Raw genomic sequence first — 20,995 nt, forward strand, 5'->3', positions numbered from 1 at the left:
TTGCATTTAATTTTTTATTGTTATGGCAATAACCAGCGTGTTTTCTCTGATTTTGCCATTAACCAACTCATCCATAACGCTCCTGCCCCACTGATCACTACCCACAATGGAATCACCCAAGCAGGATGGCCTTGATACCAACCAAACTCCTTCATTGGCCATAAGAAAATTGGGTGCAACAAATAAATGCCTAAGCTGTGTTTACTGATAAAGCCCACCACTTTATTCGACTTGTCAGATAAGCCTTCTCCAAAGTAGCGACACAACATAAACACCATACTTGCAGCCAATACTGTATTGAGTGTTTTGTAAGACAGCCAGCGGCCTACTGTGTACTTCTCTGCCGCGAGACTCGCATCAACCACCATATAAACCGTGGTAAACAGTGCCAAGGCTCCCAATATCGTAGTCCCTGTGACCACAGGTGCGGTAAGAGGTAGTTTCTTATACAAAATATAACCGAGTGGTAAGTAGCCAGTATAAAGCCACAGCTCATGACTCCACGGGCCATCAATTTTGAACAAAAACAGTAATGTGGTGAACAACCAAACAGCAGTAAAGCTATAGATGAACGGGTCACCATATTGGCGCAGCCCGATCTGCATAAACGGGATCACAAAATAGAGCGGTATGAAGTAATAGAAAAAGCCCAAGTGATAATAGGTATAGTGATGATAGCTGTTACTCAGCACTTCCCAGCTAACTGCAGCATCAAACCCCGACGCTGACCAGCCAGAGAAATAGGTATAAAACAGCGACCACACAAGAAATGGAATCAGCACCTTACCTAGGCGTCGTTTGAGGTAATACTTGGCATCAAACGGACGTTGGTCACTGAGCATCAATGCACCGGTAATCAAAATAAACACCGGAACCGCCCATCGGCTAAAGCCATTCACCGTGATTGCCGTTAACCACTCGTTGAATGGGATCATGTTGAGCTCATTACGATACGGTGCTAGCACATGAATTGCGATCACAGCTACCGCTGCAACGCATCGTGCTAAATCAAAGAAGAGAATTCGCTGCTTCATGTAAATGCCTGATTAATATTCAATCATTCTACTATAGCAACAAAAAAGCTGACTGGTATGGTGACCAAGTCAGCTTATTGTTAAAGGAGAAGCATATCGCGATTTTATCGAATCCGACTGAAACTTATGCGGCTGATGTTTGCGGCACCTTAGGTAAACGCAAAGAGATCACCGTTGTTATCGCTAAGAATGCAAACGAGACCCACAAACACGCAGACAAACCACCCATTTGAAATACTAAGCCAGACAAGATAGTTCCAATCAAGCGACCCATTGCATTCGCCATGTAGTAGAAGCCAACATCAAGCGATACACCATCGCCTTTCGCATAACTCACGATGAGGTATGAGTGAAGTGATGAATTCACTGCGAAGATAGCACCAAACACCATCAAACCACCGATGATCACTAACTCAGGCTGCCAACCGATTTGTACTGCGTAGGCAATACCCGCCGTCACAATCGCCAATGCGCCGGCCCACAATAGGGCTGCGTGTCCATCTGGAACCTTACCTTGCGCCTTACCCGTAATCTTAGGTGCAATGCCCTGTACAAAACCATAAGCGATAGTCCAAGCAGCTAAGAAGCCACCCACCCATGAGTGATCCCAACCAAATACACTGCCTAGATAGATTGGCAGAGCAATCACAAACCACACGTCACGAGCACCAAACAAGAACATACGCGCCGCAGACAGGATGTTGATCGATTCAGACTTAGAGAAGATTTGTTTGAACTTAGGCTTAGTTTTCGCCTTACCCATGTCCGCTTCTAAGCTCACTACGCTACCGATAAAGACTAAGGTCAAGACAGCGGCCATCACAAGCACTGCATATTGGAAGCCAATCGTTGAAAGCAGAAAACCACCAATAAAAAAGCCTGCGCCTTTCAGAGCATTCTTAGATCCGGTCAGAATCGCAATCCATTTATATAAAGCACCTTGCTGTTCATCCGGTACTAAGGTTTTGATAGAGCTCTTGGCACTCATCTTATTGAGGTCTTTGGCGATACCAGACAGTGCCTGCGCCGCCATTACCCAAGGGATGGTCAACATGGTCGATGGCAGTGCCAGCATGCCCAAAGCGAAGACTTGCATCCCTAAGCCTATGTTCATGGTCTTATTGAGGCCAAGACGCGCGCCCAACCAACCACCGATTAGGTTCGTCACCACACCAAAGAATTCATAGAAAAGAAACAGTGAGGCGATCTCTAACGAGCTGTAACCAAGGTCGTAGAAATACAGTACCACCAGCATACGAAGTGCACCATCTGTAATGGTGAAGTTCCAATAGTTGAAAGTCACCAACATGTATTGGCGAACACTCTTACTTAGATTTGAAAACATAATGCTATCTCTGCAATCAAAACAAAAAGAGCTTTTGGATCACGATAAGCTTAACACTCTAGATACCAAAAGCTCCTTGTCTAACACCGATGACTATTAGCTATTCGCTACGCCATTGATGTATTCAACTTGGATCGGTTTAGTGAAAGCACCTGGACGCAGTGCTTGAACTTCTTGAACGATCTTGTCGAGGTCCCAACCTTTTTCTAACAGCAAGTGAGCTGCGAATAGACCGGTACGGCCTGAACCGCCCATGCAGTGCATAGCGACTTTCGCACCGCTATCAACGATTTTGTGCAACTCAGGGCTTGCTGCAGACCATTTCGCCGCAAACTCAGTACCCGGAGCACAATCGTCTTCGATTTCGATTTGGAACCACTGCATGCCTAGCGCACGTGTTTTCTCACCAAGTGCTGCCACATCTTTGCTTGCAAGCTCTGCATCATCAAGCGCAGTCACGATAGCTTTAACGCCCTGCTCTTTCAGTTGTGCCAGAGATGCATCAAGATCAGCCTCTTTAGTACCTGGGCATGGAGTCAGAATCAGAGCACCTTGCTCAAGGTCTAGTTGCCATGTTGGATGTGTCATAGTGTTATCTCCTAAGTGCTCAGGTTTATGCTAAACCAACAGTACGAACTAGCTCAGCGGTACGTGTCGCGTAACCCATTTCGTTGTCGTACCAAGCGTAAATCTTAACCATGCGCTTACCAACCAGCATGGTAGAGAGTGCATCAACGATAGTAGAACGTTGGTCACCTTTGTAGTCGATAGACACCAGTGGGCGCTCTTCAAAGCCAAGGATGCCTTTTAGCTCGTTCTCAGATGCTTCTTTCAGCATCGCGTTTACTTCTTCTGCTGTCGTGTCTTGTTTTACTTCGAAGATGATGTCAGTCAGAGACGCATTCGCTAGCGGTACGCGTACAGCATGACCATTAATGCGGTTTTCGAGCTCAGGGAAGATCTCAACAATCGCCTTAGCAGAACCTGTCGTGGTTGGGATTAAGCTCATACCACAGGCACGTGCACGACGTAGGTCTTTGTGCGGCGCATCTAGGATAGTTTGCGTGTTGGTTAGATCGTGAATTGTCGTAAATGACGCGTTCTCGATACCAAGCTTCTCGTTGATTACTTTCACTACTGGAGCGATACAGTTAGTGGTACAAGATGCTGCTGTCACGATTTTGTGCACTGCTGGGTCAAAGATATTGTCGTTCACACCAACCACGATGTTCGCGATGCCGTCTTCTTTAACTGGTGCAGAAACCACAACGCGCTTCACGCCCTGCTCTAGGTACTTGTTTAGGAAAGAAGTCTTACGGTGAACACCTGTCGCTTCAATCACAACATCACAGCCAGACCAATCAATCGCGTCGATGTCACGCTCTTGCGTTGTTTTGATGCGCTGACCGTTGATGATCATCTCATCACCTTCAGCGGTTACTTCATGGTGCCAGCGACCTTGAACTGAATCGAACTCTAGAAGGTGTGCAAGCGTTGCAGTATCGCCTGCTACATCATTAACCTTTACAAACTCTAGCTCTTCCCAGTCGAAAGCTGCGCGAAGTGCTAGACGGCCGATACGGCCAAAACCATTGATACCTACTTTAACTGTCATGTTCTTTTCTCTCAGTTAGTGGTGAATCTAAAAATATTCGATTAAACGCAACATTGAGGACGTGAAGTCATCGCTTCTAGGCGCTCAATATCTTGCTGATATTCGGTTTTCAAACAGTTGGATGCGATAAGGTCATCAATTAGCTTTAGCATCCAACCCGGTAAATCTTTGGACAGGCGGTAGAACACCCACTGCCCTTGACGAACGTCCGTTAGGATCCCGTTTGAGCGCAACTGCGCTAGGTGACGAGATACCTTTGGCTGACTCTCTTGCAGTGCTTCAGTTAGCTCACCAACAGATAAACACTCTTGGCGTACAATCATCATTAGGCAACGTACTCGCGTTTCATCGGACAATAATTTAAAAAACTGGTGAGGAAGCATACTCGTATTCTCATATATGGATATGCGTATATCTTAGTTACAAAAAAAAACGCACGTCAAGGCGTGCGTTTCTAATGTCATAAAAGTTTAATATTCGAGCAGCTAGGTTTGACTCGTAATGCTATGGCTCCAACGTTGCGCCTCAGCAAGTTCAGCTTTAACCTGCTCAACACTGAGTCCTAACGTGTTACAGTGCTCTTCTATCTGACGCCAATCAGCGTGTTCAAAGCTCTCTTCTAGAGCCAGTAGCTGACCATATGGCCCCTCTCGACGCAGCAGCGCCAACTTGATGATTTTGCACAATGGCAACTGTTCAACTAAATGCTCTAACGACAGGTCGAGTAACGCATCCAACAGTGAGAACAGCCCAATCATGAAGGCCTGTTCAGTATGCCCTTCAAAGGGTTGATAGCGCGACATACGCTGACAGAACTGAGCACGTTGCAGAGATAAGCTGTATAACTCTTTTGGTTTCTTGTCTGAGACATAAGAGGCAACCGCCAATGACACAAACATCTTGAGGTTGTCTTGCCCTAAATACACCAGCGCCTGACGAAATGAGGATATGCTGACTTCCAAACGTGGCGACATGGTATTCACAAAACGGAGTAGCTTGTAAGAGAGCGCGACATCCTTTGCCACAATGCTTTCTACGCGCTTAAAGTCGACATTAGGCTTGCAGACCTCTTGGAACAACTCCATCGCAATCACATGTTCAGGGCTGATGTATTTGGTCTTAACCATTTCTGGCTTACTGAAAAAGTAGCCCTGAAAAAACTTAAAACCCGCTTGCTTGGCTCGCTGAAACTCTTCTTCTGTTTCAACACGCTCTGCGAGAAAGCTGTATTTCTTGCCTTGATGTTTTTGCACCAATTCACACGCGGCATCTAAGCCCATCTGCATAATGTCGAGCTTTACGATGTGCGTGTATTTAAGAAAGGCTTCCCACTCGGGTGTCGAGGTAAAGTCGTCCAGAGCAATCATGTAACCCTGTTTATAGAGATCTTTCACTGCCTCTAACAGCTCAGGTGTCGGTGGACAGGTCTCCAAGATTTCGATAACCACTTTGTCTTTTGGCAAGCTTTGAGGAAGACGGCGCAATAGACTCTGATACGGGAAATTAATGAAGCAGCGCGATGAAGGAATCGATGGGTTGAGCCCCACCGATAAAAAGTTTTCGACGATCAGACGATACGTCGCTCTATTCGACTCAATATGCGCTGGATAGGCATTATTGTCCCCATCACGAAACAACAACTCATAACCAAGAGTATGTTTTTTTCGGTTAAAGATAGGTTGTCGAGCGACGTATGTAGCGGTCATCTATTTTCTAACTCTATGATTGGTTAAGCCTTAGCAGCGGCAAGCAGCGCACCGCAACCCATGAACATACCACCAAAAATCTTATTTATCTTACCCATTACGCGATCTGAACGAATAAAACGTCCCATTTGTGATGCCAATGAGGTGTAGCCCAACATAACAACGCTATCAATGAATACTGTTGTCACACCGAGTACCAAAAGTTGTGGAGCTTGGGGTTGTGAAGGGTCTATAAATTGCGGGAACAATGCAACCAAAAATACGATAGATTTCGGATTTGTAAGATTAATTAACACCGCATTGCGCAAAAGTGTCCAACTTGACTGCGATATACCCTCTTCTGTCGCAACCATACTAGAGGTATCGCGCCACTTTTGAATACCGAGCCAGATGAGATAAACCACACCTACCCATTTAATTAGTGTGAACGCGAACGCGGATTTAGCCACCAGCGCACCAATCCCTGCGCCTACCAATAAGATATGAAATGCCAACCCAATTTGCAGGCCTGCAATAGAAGCCAATGATTTACGAGTACCATAGCTGAGGCCATTGCTGATCGAATTCACGGTACCGGAACCCGGCGCTAAACTAAACAGAATTGCGGTCACGACATAAGCGAGCCAAACATGAGTATCCATTGCATTTCCTTAGCAGTACTTTAATCTAATAACATCAATAGCGATAAAGCTCTCATCAGTATTCTTTCAGGTAACTTCTCATGGCAAACAGCGCTGCCGCACCTTCTTATTTCACTCAAGAGCCTCAATTTGAGGAAGCGATTAAACACCCGATCTCAGCCTTTTGGCAACAACGAAATGAAGGTTACGTCACCTCATCGAGCAAGAAAAAACTCTACTGGTCGAGCTTTACTTCTCCACAGCATAGCAAAGCGATTGTTATCTCGAATGGGCGCATAGAGTGCTGCGAAAAATACCAAGAGCTTTTCTACGATCTCTACCATCAAGGTTATGACATTTACTCTTTTGATCATCAAGGTCAAGGTCGTTCACAACGCAGTGTGCAAGACTCTGACATTGGTCATATTCATGAGTTTGATGATTACATTCGTGATATGCGTGAAATTCTCCAGCACTTCCCACTCGACAAGTATGAGCAACGCTACTTACTGGCTCACTCGATGGGCAGTACCATCGCGACTCGCTATCTGCAAACAACGCCAGATCACCGCTTTGAAAAAGTCGTCTTATGCGCGCCTATGTTTGGCGTCAATACTGATTGGTATCTCAAACCCATCGCTATGTTCGTTGCACAACTGCTAACGGGGCTTTACGCCAAACCAACCTTTGCACCGGGACATAAGGCGTATTACGCGAAACCTTTTGAAAACAACCTACTCAGTCAGAGCAAAGTTCGTTACCAATGGTTCAGAAAACTGTATGACGACAACCCAGAGATTCAAGTTGGTGGTCCAAGCACGCGCTGGGTATGGCAGGGGTTGATGGCTGCTAAACAAGCGATTCAACAGACGCGCCAAATTAAAATTCCTCTTTTGTTGATTCAAGCGGGCAACGAGCAGATCGTTTGTAACCAAGCTCAACAAAGCTTCATCAATAAACTGCGCAAAACGAATACAGACAGCGAGATGATCAGTATCCAAGGCTCAAGACATGAAGTGCTGTTTGAAATCGATCAGTATCGCAATCAAACCTTAGACTCAATTGTTGCGTTTTTTCGATAAAAAGATTTAGTAAAGAGGAAGACAAGTAATCGAGCTTTGCCCTCTTTTGTTGGGCTAATTTCACGTACAATTTGTCTTACAACATTGGACACCAGCCGTTGCTTGGTGTCTCTATTAGTCAAGTACGCTGTATCGAGGGTTAAATGACGATTCCTGCACTAAAAGATTCCATCAATATTGTTGCCTCTGATCTTGATGGCACGCTGCTCGCTCCCAACCATAAGCTGAGTGACTTTACCAAGCAGACGTTGAAGAAGTTACACCAGCAAGGCTTTACCTTTATCTTTGCCACTGGTCGACATCACGTTGACGTTGCAGGTATTCGTCAGCAGGCCGGTATTCCAGCGTATATGATCACCTCTAACGGCGCGCGTGTGCATGATCAAGACGACCAACTGATGTACAGCCAGAACGTACCTCAAGAGCTTGTGCAGCCTGTGGTCGACATTGTTCGTCAAGATCCAAACATTTTCATCCACATGTACCAAAACGAAGATTGGTTGTTGGATCGCGAAGATGAGATGCTTGCTAAGTTCCATAGTGAGTCAGGCTTTAGCTACAAACGCTTTGAAGCGGAGCAAGCGCCCACTGACGGCATTGCTAAGGTCTTCTTTACTCACCCAGAACACGATCATGAATACCTAGTGACGTTCGAGCAGAAGTTGCGAGAAACCTTTGGCGATAAGCTGAATATCGCCTTCTCTACCCCTTGGTGTTTGGAAGTGATGGCTGCAGAAGTCTCTAAGGGTCATGCGTTAGAAGCCGTGGCAAAATCGCTAAACCTTACTCTAGAGAACTGCATTGCCTTTGGTGATGGTATGAACGATGCTGAAATGTTAGCAATGGCAGGCAAGGGCTTGGTAATGGGGACATCGCATGAAAAAGTGATGCAAGCACTGCCGAACAATGAAGTGATTGGTAGTAACGCAGATGATGCCGTGGCTCACTATCTTGAAGATCATCTACTGTAACGCCCTCTTCTTCTAAAACTAAAAAGGCAGCCTAGCGCTGCCTTTTTTGAACCTTCACGTTCCCATAAGCTCTAAAGCTAGCGAGAACCCAGCACCTCTTTGCTTAAAATAGCCTGCCACTCTTGCTCCGTCACTGGCATGATGGATAAGCGGTTACCACGCTTTACCAAAGGCATATTCTCAAGTTCAGGCATTGCTTTTAGCGTCGCTAGGGGGATCAAGCGTTCGGTGGTTCGAACATACTCGACATCGACCATGACCCAGCGAGGGTTATCTGGTGACGATTTGGCATCGTAATAGTCACTCTCTGGATCAAACTGAAAATGATCTGGATACGCCTCTCGCGTCACTTTAGCGATACCTGCGACGCCAACTTTCTTGCATGACGAGTGGTAAATCATCACTAGGTCACCCAATTTGACCTGATCTCGCATCATATTACGGGCTTGGTAGTTACGAACCCCCTCCCAGCAAGAGGTGTTTTGTACTCGCAGAGTATGAATAGAAAAGGTGTCGGGTTCTGTTTTAAATAACCAATATGCCATAATAAATCCAATTAACGGTTGCTCCGAGGAAGATATAACATGAAGGTACTTAAAAACCCAGCGGTGTGGCTCACAGCCATCACTCTGACGGGTTGTAGCCAAACCCAACAGTCCACTTCTGAACCAGAAAAATCACCCGCAGCTAGCCTAGATGCGCCAAGTACCATTCAACCGCAAACCTTTATCATGCGCGGTCAGGTGATTGTTGGACATGAGAGTCGCACCTTTACCCCTTGCGGCAGCCAAGAACAATACTGGCTAGATTTGTCACCAGAACTGGCACTAGAGGCTCAAGGACTCTCCAATACACCCTATCAACCTATGTATGGCGAACTGATTGGCCACCTGACTGTGCCGAGTCAAACCGGATACAACGCCGATTTCACAGCTCGCTTTGTTGTCGACCAAGTCAATATTCTCACGGCAGAGAACCCTAACCGTTGCAACCAGCCTCTCAAATCAACGCGTGCCTTTGGCAATGAGCCTTTTTGGTCTGCGCAATTCGATAAGAGCCAAGTGACCTACTCAAAAATGGGTGAAACTCCGCAAGCTTTTGAGATTCAATCAAGCCGCATAAGTAACGAACAACGCAACTATCAGTTGAGTAGTGATCAAGACGGTGGCGAGCTGAACCTAACCAAGAGCCGCTGCTACGACACTATGAGCGATAGCTTGTATGGTTGGAGTGCTGATCTCACCATCAATGACAAAACACACAAAGGCTGTGCGACGCTCTCAAATCAAGATCCAACTCTAGAATGGGCTGATCGCTATTTTGCCAGCTCAACACAGAATGCCGGTTTCTCGGTTACTCTGGAGTTGAATGCTGACCACAGTGCGGTCACCACCTATTCATACAGTAACGGCGATGACCCTATTATTGAGCAAGGGTTCTGGCAGCAACTCAACGCTGACCAAGTTCAAGTAGTGATGACGCGCCACCAGCAGCAGTATCTAATCTCAGAGCGTATTTTTACTCGTGAAGGTAGCCAACTGACGGCGAAAAAAGAGCGTGTTGGCAATGTCGTGTACCCAATAGCCGACGGAGGTTTAGTGTTGTTCAAAGCGAAACAACAAGATCTGGCGTCAACGCCTAAATCCGCCGCCGATCTTACACCACAAAAAATCAATGGCAGCGATCAACTTGATCCCAAGGTCGACCGCGCGATCCGTGATTATTTTAAGATCCACAACACTTCGACTGACGATACCCAATATCGTTGGCTGACCTATGACCTCAATGGTGACGGGCAAGAGGAGTTGCTGGCACAACTGAACTGGTGTGGTTCTGGAGGATGTACCCTACTTATTTTTGAAAACCATCAACAACAATGGCGCTTCAACAGCCGAGTGACCTTAGTGCAAGGAAAGATTCACTTGGGAGAAGAGCAACACAACGGGTGGCAAGATCTCGTGTTTAACGTCAGTGGCGGTGGTGTGACACCAGCACAACATGTTTTGCAGTACTCAGGGGTCAGTTACCCACTCAATCCAAGCGTTGCCCCTAAAATCACCAGCGACAAGGTGAGTCAAGTAACACTGTTTGCTGACGAGATCTCTCCAATGCAGAAGGGAGTGAAGCTCTAGTATGGAAAAGCTAATGGCTTGCCAGCGATGTGGCTTCACTCATCAATGCATTTGCCCACAGATACCCGCGCTTGAAAGCTCGGTGAACATTGCACTGCTTACTCATGAGAATGAACTCAAGCGCGATACCAACACTGGAAAGCTACTGCAGCAGACACTACCAAACTGCCAAAGTTATATTTGGCAACGCAAAAGCGCACCTGCAGAATTAATGGCGATGATCCAGGAAGACACGGTTCAGGCTTTGCTGCTATTTCCAAGTGAACAAAGTATTGATGTCAGTGAGATGACTGAGGTATACCCAACCGAGAATCAAAAGCTACTGTTTATTGTGCTCGACGGGACATGGCAAGAAGCTAAGAAGATGATGAACAAAAGCCAGTGGTTGCAAACCATTCCACAGGTACACCTCACGCCCAGCCTAGACTCAACCTATACCTTAAGGCGCAATCAAGATTCGGGGCACTTATGTACCTGTGAGGTGGGAAGCCTGTTACTGAGTCAATTGGGTGAAACCGAGCAAGCTCAAGCGCTAAACCAGTACTTCCACCACTACCTAAAGGTATTCCAAGCTGACAAAAGCGGTCATGCCCTGAAGTAAAAATAAAAGAGCGAGCCTTGACTCGCTCTTTACGTTTCACGTGAAACAATCGTTCGAATATCAGAACAAACGCGTGGGTTCGCCGACGAAGTAACCTTGTAGGTAATCGACTCCCATATCTTCTGCGATACGACACACCTCTTGATTGTGAACAAATTCTGCCACGGTTTTAGCATTGAGAATCTGACACAAGCTGACCAACTGCTGAGCTATCTTGCGCTGCTTCTTATCCTGATCAATATTGCGAATCAAACTCCCATCAAGCTTAATCACCTGAGGCTCTAGCTTGAGGATTTCATCAATATTGGAATATCCAGAGCCAAAGTCATCAACAATAATGTTCACACCAAGCTCCCTAAAATGATTACAGATTTCAATCAAGCGACCATAGTCTTTGATCTGCTCGGTTTCTAATACCTCTAAACCTATTCGCTGAGGATGACTGATGCTTTTGATTGCTTGCTCAAGGTGCAGCACAGTTTTCTCATTGGTAAAGTCTTGTGGTGCAAGGTTGATACTGAATGAGTCGGTTCTCGTACTCATAAAGTCAAAGGTGCGCGAAATCATCTGACGGCTTAAGCGGGTATAAAGATGAGTTCCCTCAATGATCGGTAAGAAGCGTCCCGGAGTGATCAGCTCGCCCTCTTCCTCAATTCGAACCAAGCATTCATGGCTCTCGACTTGGTGGGTGTGCGCCGATACGATCGGTTGAGAACAGGCAACCACATTCTGATTCATCACCGCCCGGCTAACACAAGATAACCAACGAAGCTGCTCTTGACGCTGCTTCTCTCGCTGAACCAAGGTCTTTGCGTTAACCAGATGCTTATTTTGACTCACTGCACTGCGGCGAGCATCTATGGACTTCAGCAACAAATCATCAATGGACGTTGTTGGAAAATCACGGCGACTGGCAATTCCAGCACCAATCGATACTGACAAGTAATCAATATCAGGAAGCCCCATAGGCTCAAAGTTCACATGCTCGGTCTCATCAGCGAACTCAGAGAAGCGTTGTTGTATGTACTCATCACTTGCCAAGCTATCGAATACTACCGCCCACTCACCGATACCCACGCTATATAGCTGGCACTCTTGTTCAAAAAAGCGAGTCAGTGAGCTTTGGAAGTGATCACTCAGGTCATTAAGAAGCTTGTCCCCAACGCGATAGCCGTACTTCTCATTAATCTGACTAAACGTCGTGACCTTAAGCGTCAGCAAGTGGCTAGCACCGCCCATTCGAGCCAATCTTTCACGCAATACACTACGGTTAGGCAAACCTGTACGACGATCAACACGATAACTGGCGGTTAGAGCGCTCGCCTGTTGTTGAATCTTGTTGACCATGCTGTTGTTCATGTCATCGACATCCATTAAGGAGTTACGAATCAGTGAAAACAGGGGTGAAATATTGCTGGCAGGTTGACTACTTAATTGGCGACAGTTGGCGTTGTCCCCTTCGCTGAGTGCCATATAGGTTAAGCTGTGATGCAACAGGCGTTGCTGGTCTTGTTCATAGAAGAGCTCACCCATGCAGTAAGCGCCATAAGTGTCGGTCAGCTTCTGGAAGATCTCGACCTCTTGGTTTCCTTCAATGAAGTCCAAACGGGAGGTGCAGTTATAGACAAAAAAGCACTCAGGCGAGTGTAACGCTGCCTGCTCAACCCCCAATCTGACTTGTTCTAGGGTTAGTGATGGGTGGTCGTAGCAAAAGCGCACCTCTTCACCGACTTGAAACTCGCCACTGAATTCCATTTCCTCATTACCAGCAATCCTGATCGGTAAATAGATATTCTGTTGTTTTGGATCTCCGACCATCAATGGGAAGTTGTGCAGTTGTTCGAAAGGGACTTCGAGGCCATCAGCAAGATAGCGGTTATAAAGCTCACGAATTGGCACGCCATCAAGTTGAATCAGATGAGTACCTTGAGCAGCAGTAACACGGAAGGTTTTGCCAATGGGGTTCCACTCAGTGAAATAACCGCGGTTCACAGCGAGCTTTTCACTATGCAGCGCAGCCATCACATAGGCTTCTTGATAACAACGCCCGTTACTCATCACCCAACGTCCAGATGTAGTGATGGTAGAGGCACCGCCACAGATTGGAATATTCAGGTCAGAACGCTCAAAGGCATAAAAGAGGTCGTTTTTATCAAGCGTCAGACGATCAACAAAACAGATCGCCGTTTGAGTACCATCGTGGCATTCGAGTTGACGTAGCATATTATTGCTATCGCGAGCCAAATCATCACTGTATGGAACCACGGCTGAGCTAATCGTTGTCGAAGAGAACCGACTAAAGACTACCAGCAACCCTTGGTGTCTTAGCTCGCCCCTATCAATAAAGTGTTCAGCACTACAGCCGATGGAAGTGCAATTAGGGAAACGCGCGTGAATAACCTGACACGCAGCCTCTACCCTCTCTTGCTCAAAAGAAGAGAAAACCTGAACTAAGAGCGCATCGCTGGTAGCGAAGCTCACAGTCTCTAGCTCAACTGCGAGCAGCTCTATATCATGTATAAAGAGGGAAAATGACTGCATAACCACATTAATCGCTGCATTAATGATTTGTTATTGTGCTGATTATCGATAAGCCTTGCACGTATTACTTACAATCATCCTGTAAGATCTGTGAGCTCAGTAAAGGATGATTCCTTAATAAATCATAGAATATGCAGCGAATTTCTCGAGATCTGTGTGCACATCACACTGTGTGTTAGGGGCATTTAATCGAAACGTTTTTTGTTAGAATAAACGCTTAGGTTCGCCAAAGTAGTAGCCTTGTAGATAGTCGATTCCCATATCTTCCGCGAGTTCACACACCTGCTGGTTGTGAACAAATTCAGCTACCGTCTTAGCATTAAATACCTGACACAACTTAACCAACTGAGCGGCGATACTGCGCTGCTTTGGGTCTTTATCAATGTTACGAATCAGACTGCCGTCTAGCTTGATGATCTGAGGCTCTAATTTGATGATTTCATCAATGTTGGAGTAACCAGAGCCAAAGTCATCAACGATAATTCGAGCACCTAAAGCTCTGAAGTGGTCACACACTTCTATCATTCGCCCGTAGTCTTTGATCTGCTCAGACTCTAACACTTCTAAACCCAATCTAGTTGGGTCGTTCATACCTTGAATCGCCGTCTCTAGAATCATCAAGGTTTTATCGCTCAAAAGGTCTTGTGGTGACAAGTTGATAGAGAATGCACCCTGTTTGTCTGCCATATAACCAATCGTGTTCTTAATCATGTGACGACTTAAGCGCGTGTAGAGATGAGTATCAGCAATGATAGGCAGAAACTTACCCGGAGGTACGATGGTTCCGTCGTCCATAATGCGAACTAAACACTCTTGGCTCACCTCTTGATGGCTGCCAGCAGCGACGATAGGTTGTGTGTAAGTGATGATATTCTGACTTAAAATGGCACGACTCACGCAAGAGAGCCAACCCAGCTGGTCTTTACGGTCTTCTTCACTAACCTGAATGTCTTTGGCGTTAGTAATATGGGTATTGTTACGCACCCCATAGCGCCGTGCTTCAATGGCTTTTAGTAGGATCTCTTCACCAGTATCTTCAGTAAAGTCGCAGCGGCTAGCAAAGCCACCACACAATGACACAGAGAGATAATCGACGTCCGCCAAACCATAGGGTTCAAAATTGATGTGCTCGATGTCATCGGCAAACTGGGCAAAACGGTATTTGATCCGCTCACTTTCGACCTTCGCATCAAAAATGATCGCCCACTCACCAACACCAATGCTAAACAACTCGACTCGCTCAAGAGAGTCTTGCTTCACATTGTTCTCAAGTCGTTCAATAAAATGATTAGAGAGGTCCCTTAGCAGCTGGTCACCCACTTGATAGCCATACTTTTCATTCACTTGGTGGAAGTTAGTCAGCTTTAAGGTAAGCAGATGCTCGGAACTCTTGATGCTATTGAGCTGTTCCTTAAGCACAATACGATTTGGCAAACCGGTACGAGAATCTACTCGGTAACTTTCAGTGAGGCGACGCGCTTGTTGATGAAGCTTCTTCTCCATCTGGCTGTTCATCTGATCGAGATCAGCAACGGCATTTCTCACCAAATTAAGCAAAGGCGACACCATCGAATCGGTATGAGCATCCGTTCGGCTATATTCAATCAACTCATGGGATTCACGCATCGCGACATAAGTCAGGCTGTGGTGCAAGATCTCTTGTTGAGTGTCTGTTCGATACAACTCACCCATGCAGTAGGCACCACATGCATCAACAACCCCTTCAAACGGCTTCAGCTCGGTACGACTATCAATGAACTCTAAGCGTGAAACACAGTTGTAGATCATCACCGACTCCGGCTGGTGCATTGCTAGCACTTCCGCGCCGTGGCGTACCTTCTCTGCAGTGAGTGACGGATGGTTGTAGCAGAACTGAGCTTCTTCACCAACTTGCCAAGCACTATCAAATTCAATACTGCCATCATCATTGATTCGCAGCGGAGTTGAGATACCCTTTTTTCTGCCGGATTCACGATACAGTGGGAAGCTCATTAACTGGCTAAAGGGAATATCTTTACCGTCGGCGAGGTAGTGCTTAAATACCTCAATAGCAGGCTTATCGTTGAGGCTGTATAAACGATGCCCTTCAGCACGAGTGACCCTAAGCTTCATGCCGATCGGATTCCACTCAGAATAAGCACCCGACCACACCTTTAAGTTAGGGTTATGCAGTGCCACCGCAACACAAGCGTGTTGATAGACCTGACCGTTATACATCACCCAACGGCCATAAGCATTCTCATGACACAAACCACCAGCGACCGGTACCGAATAAGGCAGTGTGTCAAAACCGGTATAGATTGGGTAATCGCAGCCCTCGACTTGGTCACAAATACTGATCACGGTTTGGCTATGTTCAGTCAGGTTCAGTGCGTTAACCAGCGCTAATCCGTCTAACCCAGTTTTGCCGCTAAATGGCACAACCGTCGAACTTAGCGTCGTCTCCTCAAACTCACTGATCATCAGTAAACTTCCACTACTCACCTGACGATTATTGTGAATCATATGCTGAACGCTCTGACCAATTAGGGTCGCGTCTTTGAGATAGGTAAGTGTAATGTCGGCTAGGCGACTCGCAGATTGGCTGGAAAGTGTCGAGTGTAACTGGATAAGGTACTGTTTATTGGCATGCCACTCTTTTTGTTGTAGATAAGATTCTAAGGATTCCTCAGAGGTTACGAGAAAAGTATAGGTATGCATGCCAAGCCTTGTTGTAATCGTATTAAGAGAGGACAACGGCTTTAGTGGATATTAATACGATGAAAGCAGCTGCCGATTAAAAAAGCCAAAATAGCTTCTTAAACGGAACTTAATGTAACAAGACCCTATGATAAATGCGACATAAGCTTGGAGTAGCGATTAAATTAGTCGCATAAGATCTCGTAATTGTGAAATTTCGATATCAGGCAACACACGAGCTTTCGATGCTTGCTGGATATTTACGTTTTTGTCATTAAACCAGCACGCCTGATAACCACTGACTTTAGCTCCGTAAACATCACTGATTAGGTGATCACCAACATGCAAGATGTGTTCGGCTTTAATGCCAAGGTGCTGTTGCGCTTGGTTAAACATGTCTGGGGACGGCTTGGCTCTACCATCAGGTCCAGCTTTCAATATCAGTTGAAAGTAATCACCCAAGCCAATTTTATGTGGGTCGACATTGCCGTTAGTGATTGCGACTAAAGGCAATTTTTCACTCAAGGCTTGCATCACGCGGTGTGTCTCTTGTGGGACATCGACTTGATTTCTTAGCCACAATGCATGCTCTATACCTGATTTCGCCGCCGCCGTCGCTTGCGCCTCTGTGTAACCAAGCTGCATCAACCCGTGTTTGATCTGTGTTTCACGCCATAGAGTCACATCATGCTTTAACTCAGGATTGGCCTGCGCGACTTGAACCTTCACTTGGTGCCACTCATCCAGCGACAAAGTTGACGATACAGGATGCTCACTGAACAGCCACTTCGCCATCTCCTTTTCCACTTTCATGATCACAGGCCAGTTATCATAAAGTGTGTCATCTAGGTCAAACGTCATCGCCTTAATCGGGTTCAATCCACGGTAGAGTTGCATCTATGCCTCTTATTCTTTGTTTCTTTTACGGGCTCTTGGGTGCGCCTGATCGTACGCTTGTGCCAAGTGTTGAAAGTCCAAGTGTGTATAGATCTGGGTTGTTGAGATGTTTTCATGCCCTAAGAGTTCTTGAACTGCCCTTAGGTTCTGACTGGACTCCAGTACATGAGTCGCAAACGAGTGACGAAGCTTATGCGGGCTAATATGACTGGCCACCGCCTGCTTCTTACCCCACTCTTCCATACGCTTCTGAACACTGCGGTGAGAAATACGCGTACCCAGCTTAGAGACAAACAGTGCAGGCTCTCCAGGAGCGGCAAATTCACCGCGTACCTTAAGCCATTTCTCAACACACTCTTTGGCCTGACCAGAAAAAGGCGCCTTGCGCTCTTTATCACCCTTACCGATCACTCGTATCTCACCCTGACGCGCCTGAATGTCCTTTAAGTTGATGCCCACCAGTTCTGCAAGACGCAGACCGGCACCGTACATTACTTCCATCATCGCACGATCTCGAATCGCCAAAGGATCGCTTTCATCGACCTCAAGCAACTGCCCCACTTCATCGACATCAAGGTTCTTTGGTAACGGGCGCTGCTTACGCGGTGCCGATACACCCTTGGCTGGGTTTGCCGAGATCTCGCCTCTCAGCACCAAGAAATCAAAGAAACTACGCAATGAGGAGAGACGTGTCGCCAAGCTGCTCGCTTTAATCCCTTCACGCATGCCTTTACTGGCTAACTGGCGCACCCACGCAGCGTCAACCTGCTGCCAGTCTTTAAGACCTAGAGTCACCAATTGGGCTGCCATAGTTTCTAGCTGCTGTTTATAATTGCGTTGCGTGTGCAGGCTCAGACCTTTCTCGCTTCGCAGGTATTCATAGAAACGAGAAAGTGGTTTTTGAAGGCTATTGGGAAGAGGTGTGTTGGGCTCTAGGCTCATTATCGATCTGCCAAGGTAAGGTCTCTGCCATATGAGCAACAACGAGTGCTAAATGACGCAAGAAAAGGGTGTCCATGTAGGGCTGAAAGTGACCACCATCTTCACTAGAGAAGGCCAGCAACCCAATCGGAGACTGTTTTGCCAATGGTAGCACTACATACGATCCTAGCTCAGGAGCCAATTGTTCGCCAAATAGGTCTTGGCGATCGGTCTTTCTCAAACGCCCAAGATACGCATCTTTCCCATTAAGATGGTTCAGCGAGAATTTCGCGTAACCCTCATCACTAAGCTGATAGAAACCGCTCTGAGAAAGAATACGCACATACGCTTTCAAGCCAAGCTCAGTTGCCTTCTGCTCTACCGCCTTAATCACCTGCATGAAATCACGACACTTCAGCACTTTATCTTGCAGTGCCATAAACTCATAAAAGGTTTTATCGTTATTGGCTGCCAGTGACATTAAGCTGGTGATCTCTTCTTCAAGCTCTTCAATGCGCTGTCGCTGACGCTTCAACTGCACTTCGACCAAAGAGACAGCACCCTGCTCTACATTATTAATCGCCAAGCGATCGACCAGCTCTTTCCTATCTTGGAAGAAGTCTGGGTTATCACGCAAATATTCAGCAACCACTTCTGCCGTTAGCGCATCGGCTTCTACGTAAGACAAAACCTATCCTTTTTATTATTAATGGTGATCAGCAAGAGAGCTGACCATCAAAGACGTGTGTTGCAGGTCCAGTCATAAACAGTGGTTTACCTGGCCCTTGCCAACTGATCTGGAGGTCGCCACCTGGCAGACTCACTTTAACGTCGTTAGACAGCAGGCCTTGAGTGATACCGACAGCAACCGCACCACATGCTCCGCTCCCGCACGCTTGTGTTTCACCTGCACCACGCTCGTAAACACGTAGGCGAACTTCATCACGCGTCACTACCTGCATAAAGCCTGCATTCACACGCTCAGGGAAGCGCTCATGAGACTCCAACAGTGGGCCAATGGTATCGACATCCGCGGTATCGACATCATCGACGACGGTCACCACGTGTGGATTACCCATGCTGACCGCACCACAGAATAGTGTGTGTTCGTCGGTACGCAAAATGTAGGTTTTCTCTGGTTGCTTAGCTTTGAAAGGGATCTTGCTTGGTTCGAACTCAGGCACGCCCATGTTAACCGTGATTTGATCGTTCTCTTCAATCTTGAGAACCATCTTACCTTTCTTGGTACTCACGTTAATGCTGTACTTGTTGGTCAGCCCTTTCATTCGCACGAAGCGAGCAAAACAACGAGCACCGTTACCACACTGTTCGACTTCGCTGCCATCGGCATTAAAAATACGATAGTGGAAGTCGGTCTCTGGGTCGTACGGAGCCTCAACCACCAGCAGTTGGTCGAAACCAACACCGGTATGACGATCCGCCAAACGGCGGATCAAGTCTGGAGAGAAGAAGATGTTTTGAGTAATGCAGTCCACGACCATGAAATCATTGCCCAAACCATGCATTTTTGAAAAGTGGAAGTGCATAACGCTTAAACTTACTCCGGAAGAATGTTTTCAAGTTCCCACAAGCTCGTTAGCTCTTCACGCTGACGAACAAGGTGAGTTTTATCGCCATCAACCATCACTTCTGCTGCACGTGAGCGAGTGTTGTAGTTTGATGACATCACGAAGCCATAAGCACCTGCAGAACGCACCGCTAGGAGATCGCCCTCTTCAAGAACAAGCGCACGATCTTTACCTAGGAAATCACCAGTTTCACAGATAGGACCCACTAAATCATAAGTCACTGCTTCACCTTCACGAGGAACAACAGGGACAATGTCTTGCCATGCTTGGTATAGCGCAGGACGCATCAAGTCGTTCATCGCAGCATCGATGATGGCAAAGTTCTTATGTTCAGTCGGTTTTAGGAATTCGACTTTTGTTAATAATACACCAGCGTTAGCCGCAATCGCTCGTCCAGGTTCGAAAATCAGCTCTAGATCAGCATGATTATCCAGTCGAGCCAGCAACGCCTTCGCGTAGTCTGATGGTTGAGGCGGTAATTCGTCACGGTAAACAACACCTAGGCCGCCACCGACATCAAGGTGTTTGATATTGATACCATCTGCGCGCAGTTGGTCAATCAGAGCCAACAAACGGTCCGTCGCATCGATAAAAGGTTCAATGTCTGTTAGCTGTGAACCAATATGGCAATCAATGCCGTGAATCTCTAGGTTTTCTAGCTTCTTGGCAAACGCATAAACCGCTGGCGCACGATCAAAGGCGATACCAAATTTGTTGTCACGCAAACCAGTAGAGATATAAGGGTGAGTATTTGCATCAACGTCTGGGTTAATACGCAGAGAAATTGGCGCCTTCACACCCAGCTCGCCGGCAACCTTATTCAGGCGCTCTAGCTCAGGCTCTGATTCAACGTTAAAACACTTAATCTTCAACTCAAGCGCACGCTTCATCTCTGCAGCCGTTTTACCCACACCAGAGAACACAACCTTAGACGGATCACCACCTGCTGCAATAACGCGTTCCAGCTCACCACCAGATACGATATCGAAGCCAGAACCCAATCTTGCCAGTGTATTTAGTACGCCTAGGTTAGAGTTTGCTTTTACGGCATAACAAACCAAGTGAGGGTGCTCACCCACAGAAGAGTCGAACGCATTCCAGTGACGTTCTAGAGTAGCACGAGAATATACGTACAGTGGCGTGCCGTATTGCTCTGCCAGTTGTGAAAGTGCGACGTTCTCAGCCCAAAGCTGGCCATCATCCTGATAGTTGAAGTAATCCAAAATTCTTATCCCTTATCCGTTACGATTGCTACTACATTG

Annotated in this window: 19 protein-coding genes; 4 read left to right on the top strand and 15 right to left on the bottom strand. The window is 46.7% G+C overall.

Annotated elements, in window-relative coordinates:
* Positions 1 to 20 precede the first annotated feature (20 nt).
* The 7 genes from FIV04_RS14360 to rhtB all read right to left on the bottom strand — a co-directional run bounded on the left by FIV04_RS14360 (position 21) and on the right by rhtB (position 6,341).
* On the bottom strand, positions 21 to 1,034 hold the full coding sequence (locus tag FIV04_RS14360; RefSeq protein ID WP_152469434.1) for an acyltransferase: 1,014 nt from the start codon (positions 1,032 to 1,034) through the stop codon (positions 21 to 23).
* Between the two features lie 124 nt (positions 1,035 to 1,158).
* Positions 1,159 to 2,379 (bottom strand): organoarsenical effux MFS transporter ArsJ, encoded by a 1,221-nt coding sequence (gene arsJ / locus FIV04_RS14365; RefSeq protein ID WP_152469435.1) that lies wholly within the window; start codon positions 2,377 to 2,379, stop codon positions 1,159 to 1,161.
* 96 nt (positions 2,380 to 2,475) lie between these two features.
* The gene (locus tag FIV04_RS14370; RefSeq protein WP_152469436.1) at positions 2,476 to 2,967 is read right to left on the bottom strand and encodes a cyclin-dependent kinase inhibitor 3 family protein; all 492 of its coding nucleotides are present in this window, start codon (positions 2,965 to 2,967) and stop codon (positions 2,476 to 2,478) included.
* Positions 2,968 to 2,992: 25 nt separating this feature from the next.
* Positions 2,993 to 3,994, bottom strand: coding sequence for an ArsJ-associated glyceraldehyde-3-phosphate dehydrogenase (locus FIV04_RS14375; RefSeq protein ID WP_152469437.1), 1,002 nt, complete (start codon positions 3,992 to 3,994; stop codon positions 2,993 to 2,995).
* Positions 3,995 to 4,035: 41 nt separating this feature from the next.
* Positions 4,036 to 4,377, bottom strand: coding sequence for a helix-turn-helix transcriptional regulator (locus FIV04_RS14380; RefSeq protein ID WP_150897441.1), 342 nt, complete (start codon positions 4,375 to 4,377; stop codon positions 4,036 to 4,038).
* 102 nt (positions 4,378 to 4,479) lie between these two features.
* The gene (locus FIV04_RS14385; RefSeq protein WP_150873378.1) at positions 4,480 to 5,700 is read right to left on the bottom strand and encodes an EAL and HDOD domain-containing protein; all 1,221 of its coding nucleotides are present in this window, start codon (positions 5,698 to 5,700) and stop codon (positions 4,480 to 4,482) included.
* Between the two features lie 23 nt (positions 5,701 to 5,723).
* Positions 5,724 to 6,341 (bottom strand): homoserine/homoserine lactone efflux protein, encoded by a 618-nt coding sequence (gene rhtB / locus FIV04_RS14390; RefSeq protein WP_152469438.1) that lies wholly within the window; start codon positions 6,339 to 6,341, stop codon positions 5,724 to 5,726.
* A gap of 80 nt (positions 6,342 to 6,421) precedes the next feature.
* On the opposite strand from rhtB, the gene FIV04_RS14395 reads away from it, so the two are divergent.
* Both FIV04_RS14395 and FIV04_RS14400 read left to right on the top strand, forming a co-directional pair.
* Complete coding sequence (locus FIV04_RS14395) at positions 6,422 to 7,402, top strand: alpha/beta fold hydrolase (protein WP_152469439.1); 981 nt, start codon at positions 6,422 to 6,424, stop codon at positions 7,400 to 7,402.
* Between the two features lie 143 nt (positions 7,403 to 7,545).
* Positions 7,546 to 8,373 (top strand): Cof-type HAD-IIB family hydrolase, encoded by an 828-nt coding sequence (locus tag FIV04_RS14400; protein WP_152469440.1) that lies wholly within the window; start codon positions 7,546 to 7,548, stop codon positions 8,371 to 8,373.
* Between the two features lie 77 nt (positions 8,374 to 8,450).
* On the opposite strand, the gene FIV04_RS14405 is transcribed toward FIV04_RS14400, so the two are convergent.
* The gene (locus FIV04_RS14405) at positions 8,451 to 8,918 is read right to left on the bottom strand and encodes an EVE domain-containing protein (RefSeq protein WP_032553358.1); all 468 of its coding nucleotides are present in this window, start codon (positions 8,916 to 8,918) and stop codon (positions 8,451 to 8,453) included.
* Between the two features lie 39 nt (positions 8,919 to 8,957).
* Between FIV04_RS14405 and FIV04_RS14410 the strand changes: the two genes are divergently transcribed.
* Positions 8,958 to 10,505 carry a COG3650 family protein gene (locus FIV04_RS14410; RefSeq protein ID WP_152469441.1) on the top strand — a complete coding sequence of 516 codons (1,548 nt, stop codon included), beginning with the start codon at positions 8,958 to 8,960 and terminating at the stop codon, positions 10,503 to 10,505.
* Position 10,506: 1 nt separating this feature from the next.
* Positions 10,507 to 11,106 (top strand): tRNA-uridine aminocarboxypropyltransferase, encoded by a 600-nt coding sequence (locus FIV04_RS14415; RefSeq protein WP_152469442.1) that lies wholly within the window; start codon positions 10,507 to 10,509, stop codon positions 11,104 to 11,106.
* Positions 11,107 to 11,166: 60 nt separating this feature from the next.
* Here FIV04_RS14415 and FIV04_RS14420 read toward each other — a convergent pair whose 3' ends face one another.
* The 7 genes from FIV04_RS14420 to lysA all read right to left on the bottom strand — a co-directional run bounded on the left by FIV04_RS14420 (position 11,167) and on the right by lysA (position 20,956).
* The gene (locus tag FIV04_RS14420; protein ID WP_152469443.1) at positions 11,167 to 13,647 is read right to left on the bottom strand and encodes an EAL domain-containing protein; all 2,481 of its coding nucleotides are present in this window, start codon (positions 13,645 to 13,647) and stop codon (positions 11,167 to 11,169) included.
* A 204-nt stretch (positions 13,648 to 13,851) separates the two neighbouring features.
* Positions 13,852 to 16,347 (bottom strand): EAL domain-containing protein, encoded by a 2,496-nt coding sequence (locus FIV04_RS14425; protein ID WP_152469444.1) that lies wholly within the window; start codon positions 16,345 to 16,347, stop codon positions 13,852 to 13,854.
* 159 nt (positions 16,348 to 16,506) lie between these two features.
* Positions 16,507 to 17,223, bottom strand: a complete 717-nt coding sequence (yigB, locus tag FIV04_RS14430; RefSeq protein ID WP_152469445.1) for a 5-amino-6-(5-phospho-D-ribitylamino)uracil phosphatase YigB — start codon at positions 17,221 to 17,223, stop codon at positions 16,507 to 16,509.
* A 9-nt stretch (positions 17,224 to 17,232) separates the two neighbouring features.
* A complete protein-coding gene (xerC, locus tag FIV04_RS14435) occupies positions 17,233 to 18,165 on the bottom strand; it encodes a tyrosine recombinase XerC (protein WP_032553350.1) in 933 nt (310 codons plus the stop codon).
* Positions 18,131 to 18,832 (bottom strand): DUF484 family protein, encoded by a 702-nt coding sequence (locus tag FIV04_RS14440; protein WP_152469446.1) that lies wholly within the window; start codon positions 18,830 to 18,832, stop codon positions 18,131 to 18,133. Before FIV04_RS14440 ends, xerC begins: the two co-directional genes overlap by 35 nt.
* A gap of 28 nt (positions 18,833 to 18,860) precedes the next feature.
* Positions 18,861 to 19,691: a diaminopimelate epimerase gene (gene dapF / locus FIV04_RS14445; protein WP_032553348.1), complete on the bottom strand. Its 831-nt coding sequence runs from the start codon at positions 19,689 to 19,691 to the stop codon at positions 18,861 to 18,863.
* Between the two features lie 11 nt (positions 19,692 to 19,702).
* Positions 19,703 to 20,956: a diaminopimelate decarboxylase gene (gene lysA / locus FIV04_RS14450; RefSeq protein WP_152469447.1), complete on the bottom strand. Its 1,254-nt coding sequence runs from the start codon at positions 20,954 to 20,956 to the stop codon at positions 19,703 to 19,705.
* Positions 20,957 to 20,995 lie beyond the last annotated feature (39 nt).

Source organism: Vibrio sp. THAF190c, assembly GCF_009363355.1.
Lineage (GTDB): Bacteria > Pseudomonadota > Gammaproteobacteria > Enterobacterales > Vibrionaceae > Vibrio > Vibrio fortis_A.

What these genes read in the sequence shown, in the direction of transcription:
- FIV04_RS14360 (WP_152469434.1), bottom strand. Translation starts at nt 1,034, where the DNA reads ATGAAGCAGCGAATTCTCTTCTTTGATTTAGCACGATGCGTTGCAGCG.
- arsJ (WP_152469435.1), bottom strand. Translation starts at nt 2,379, where the DNA reads ATGTTTTCAAATCTAAGTAAGAGTGTTCGCCAATACATGTTGGTGACT.
- FIV04_RS14370 (WP_152469436.1), bottom strand. Translation starts at nt 2,967, where the DNA reads ATGACACATCCAACATGGCAACTAGACCTTGAGCAAGGTGCTCTGATT.
- FIV04_RS14375 (WP_152469437.1), bottom strand. Translation starts at nt 3,994, where the DNA reads ATGACAGTTAAAGTAGGTATCAATGGTTTTGGCCGTATCGGCCGTCTA.
- FIV04_RS14380 (WP_150897441.1), bottom strand. Translation starts at nt 4,377, where the DNA reads ATGCTTCCTCACCAGTTTTTTAAATTATTGTCCGATGAAACGCGAGTA.
- FIV04_RS14385 (WP_150873378.1), bottom strand. Translation starts at nt 5,700, where the DNA reads ATGACCGCTACATACGTCGCTCGACAACCTATCTTTAACCGAAAAAAA.
- rhtB (WP_152469438.1), bottom strand. Translation starts at nt 6,341, where the DNA reads ATGGATACTCATGTTTGGCTCGCTTATGTCGTGACCGCAATTCTGTTT.
- FIV04_RS14395 (WP_152469439.1), top strand. Translation starts at nt 6,422, where the DNA reads ATGGCAAACAGCGCTGCCGCACCTTCTTATTTCACTCAAGAGCCTCAA.
- FIV04_RS14400 (WP_152469440.1), top strand. Translation starts at nt 7,546, where the DNA reads ATGACGATTCCTGCACTAAAAGATTCCATCAATATTGTTGCCTCTGAT.
- FIV04_RS14405 (WP_032553358.1), bottom strand. Translation starts at nt 8,918, where the DNA reads ATGGCATATTGGTTATTTAAAACAGAACCCGACACCTTTTCTATTCAT.
- FIV04_RS14410 (WP_152469441.1), top strand. Translation starts at nt 8,958, where the DNA reads ATGAAGGTACTTAAAAACCCAGCGGTGTGGCTCACAGCCATCACTCTG.
- FIV04_RS14415 (WP_152469442.1), top strand. Translation starts at nt 10,507, where the DNA reads ATGGAAAAGCTAATGGCTTGCCAGCGATGTGGCTTCACTCATCAATGC.
- FIV04_RS14420 (WP_152469443.1), bottom strand. Translation starts at nt 13,647, where the DNA reads ATGCAGTCATTTTCCCTCTTTATACATGATATAGAGCTGCTCGCAGTT.
- FIV04_RS14425 (WP_152469444.1), bottom strand. Translation starts at nt 16,347, where the DNA reads ATGCATACCTATACTTTTCTCGTAACCTCTGAGGAATCCTTAGAATCT.
- yigB (WP_152469445.1), bottom strand. Translation starts at nt 17,223, where the DNA reads ATGCAACTCTACCGTGGATTGAACCCGATTAAGGCGATGACGTTTGAC.
- xerC (WP_032553350.1), bottom strand. Translation starts at nt 18,165, where the DNA reads ATGAGCCTAGAGCCCAACACACCTCTTCCCAATAGCCTTCAAAAACCA.
- dapF (WP_032553348.1), bottom strand. Translation starts at nt 19,691, where the DNA reads ATGCACTTCCACTTTTCAAAAATGCATGGTTTGGGCAATGATTTCATG.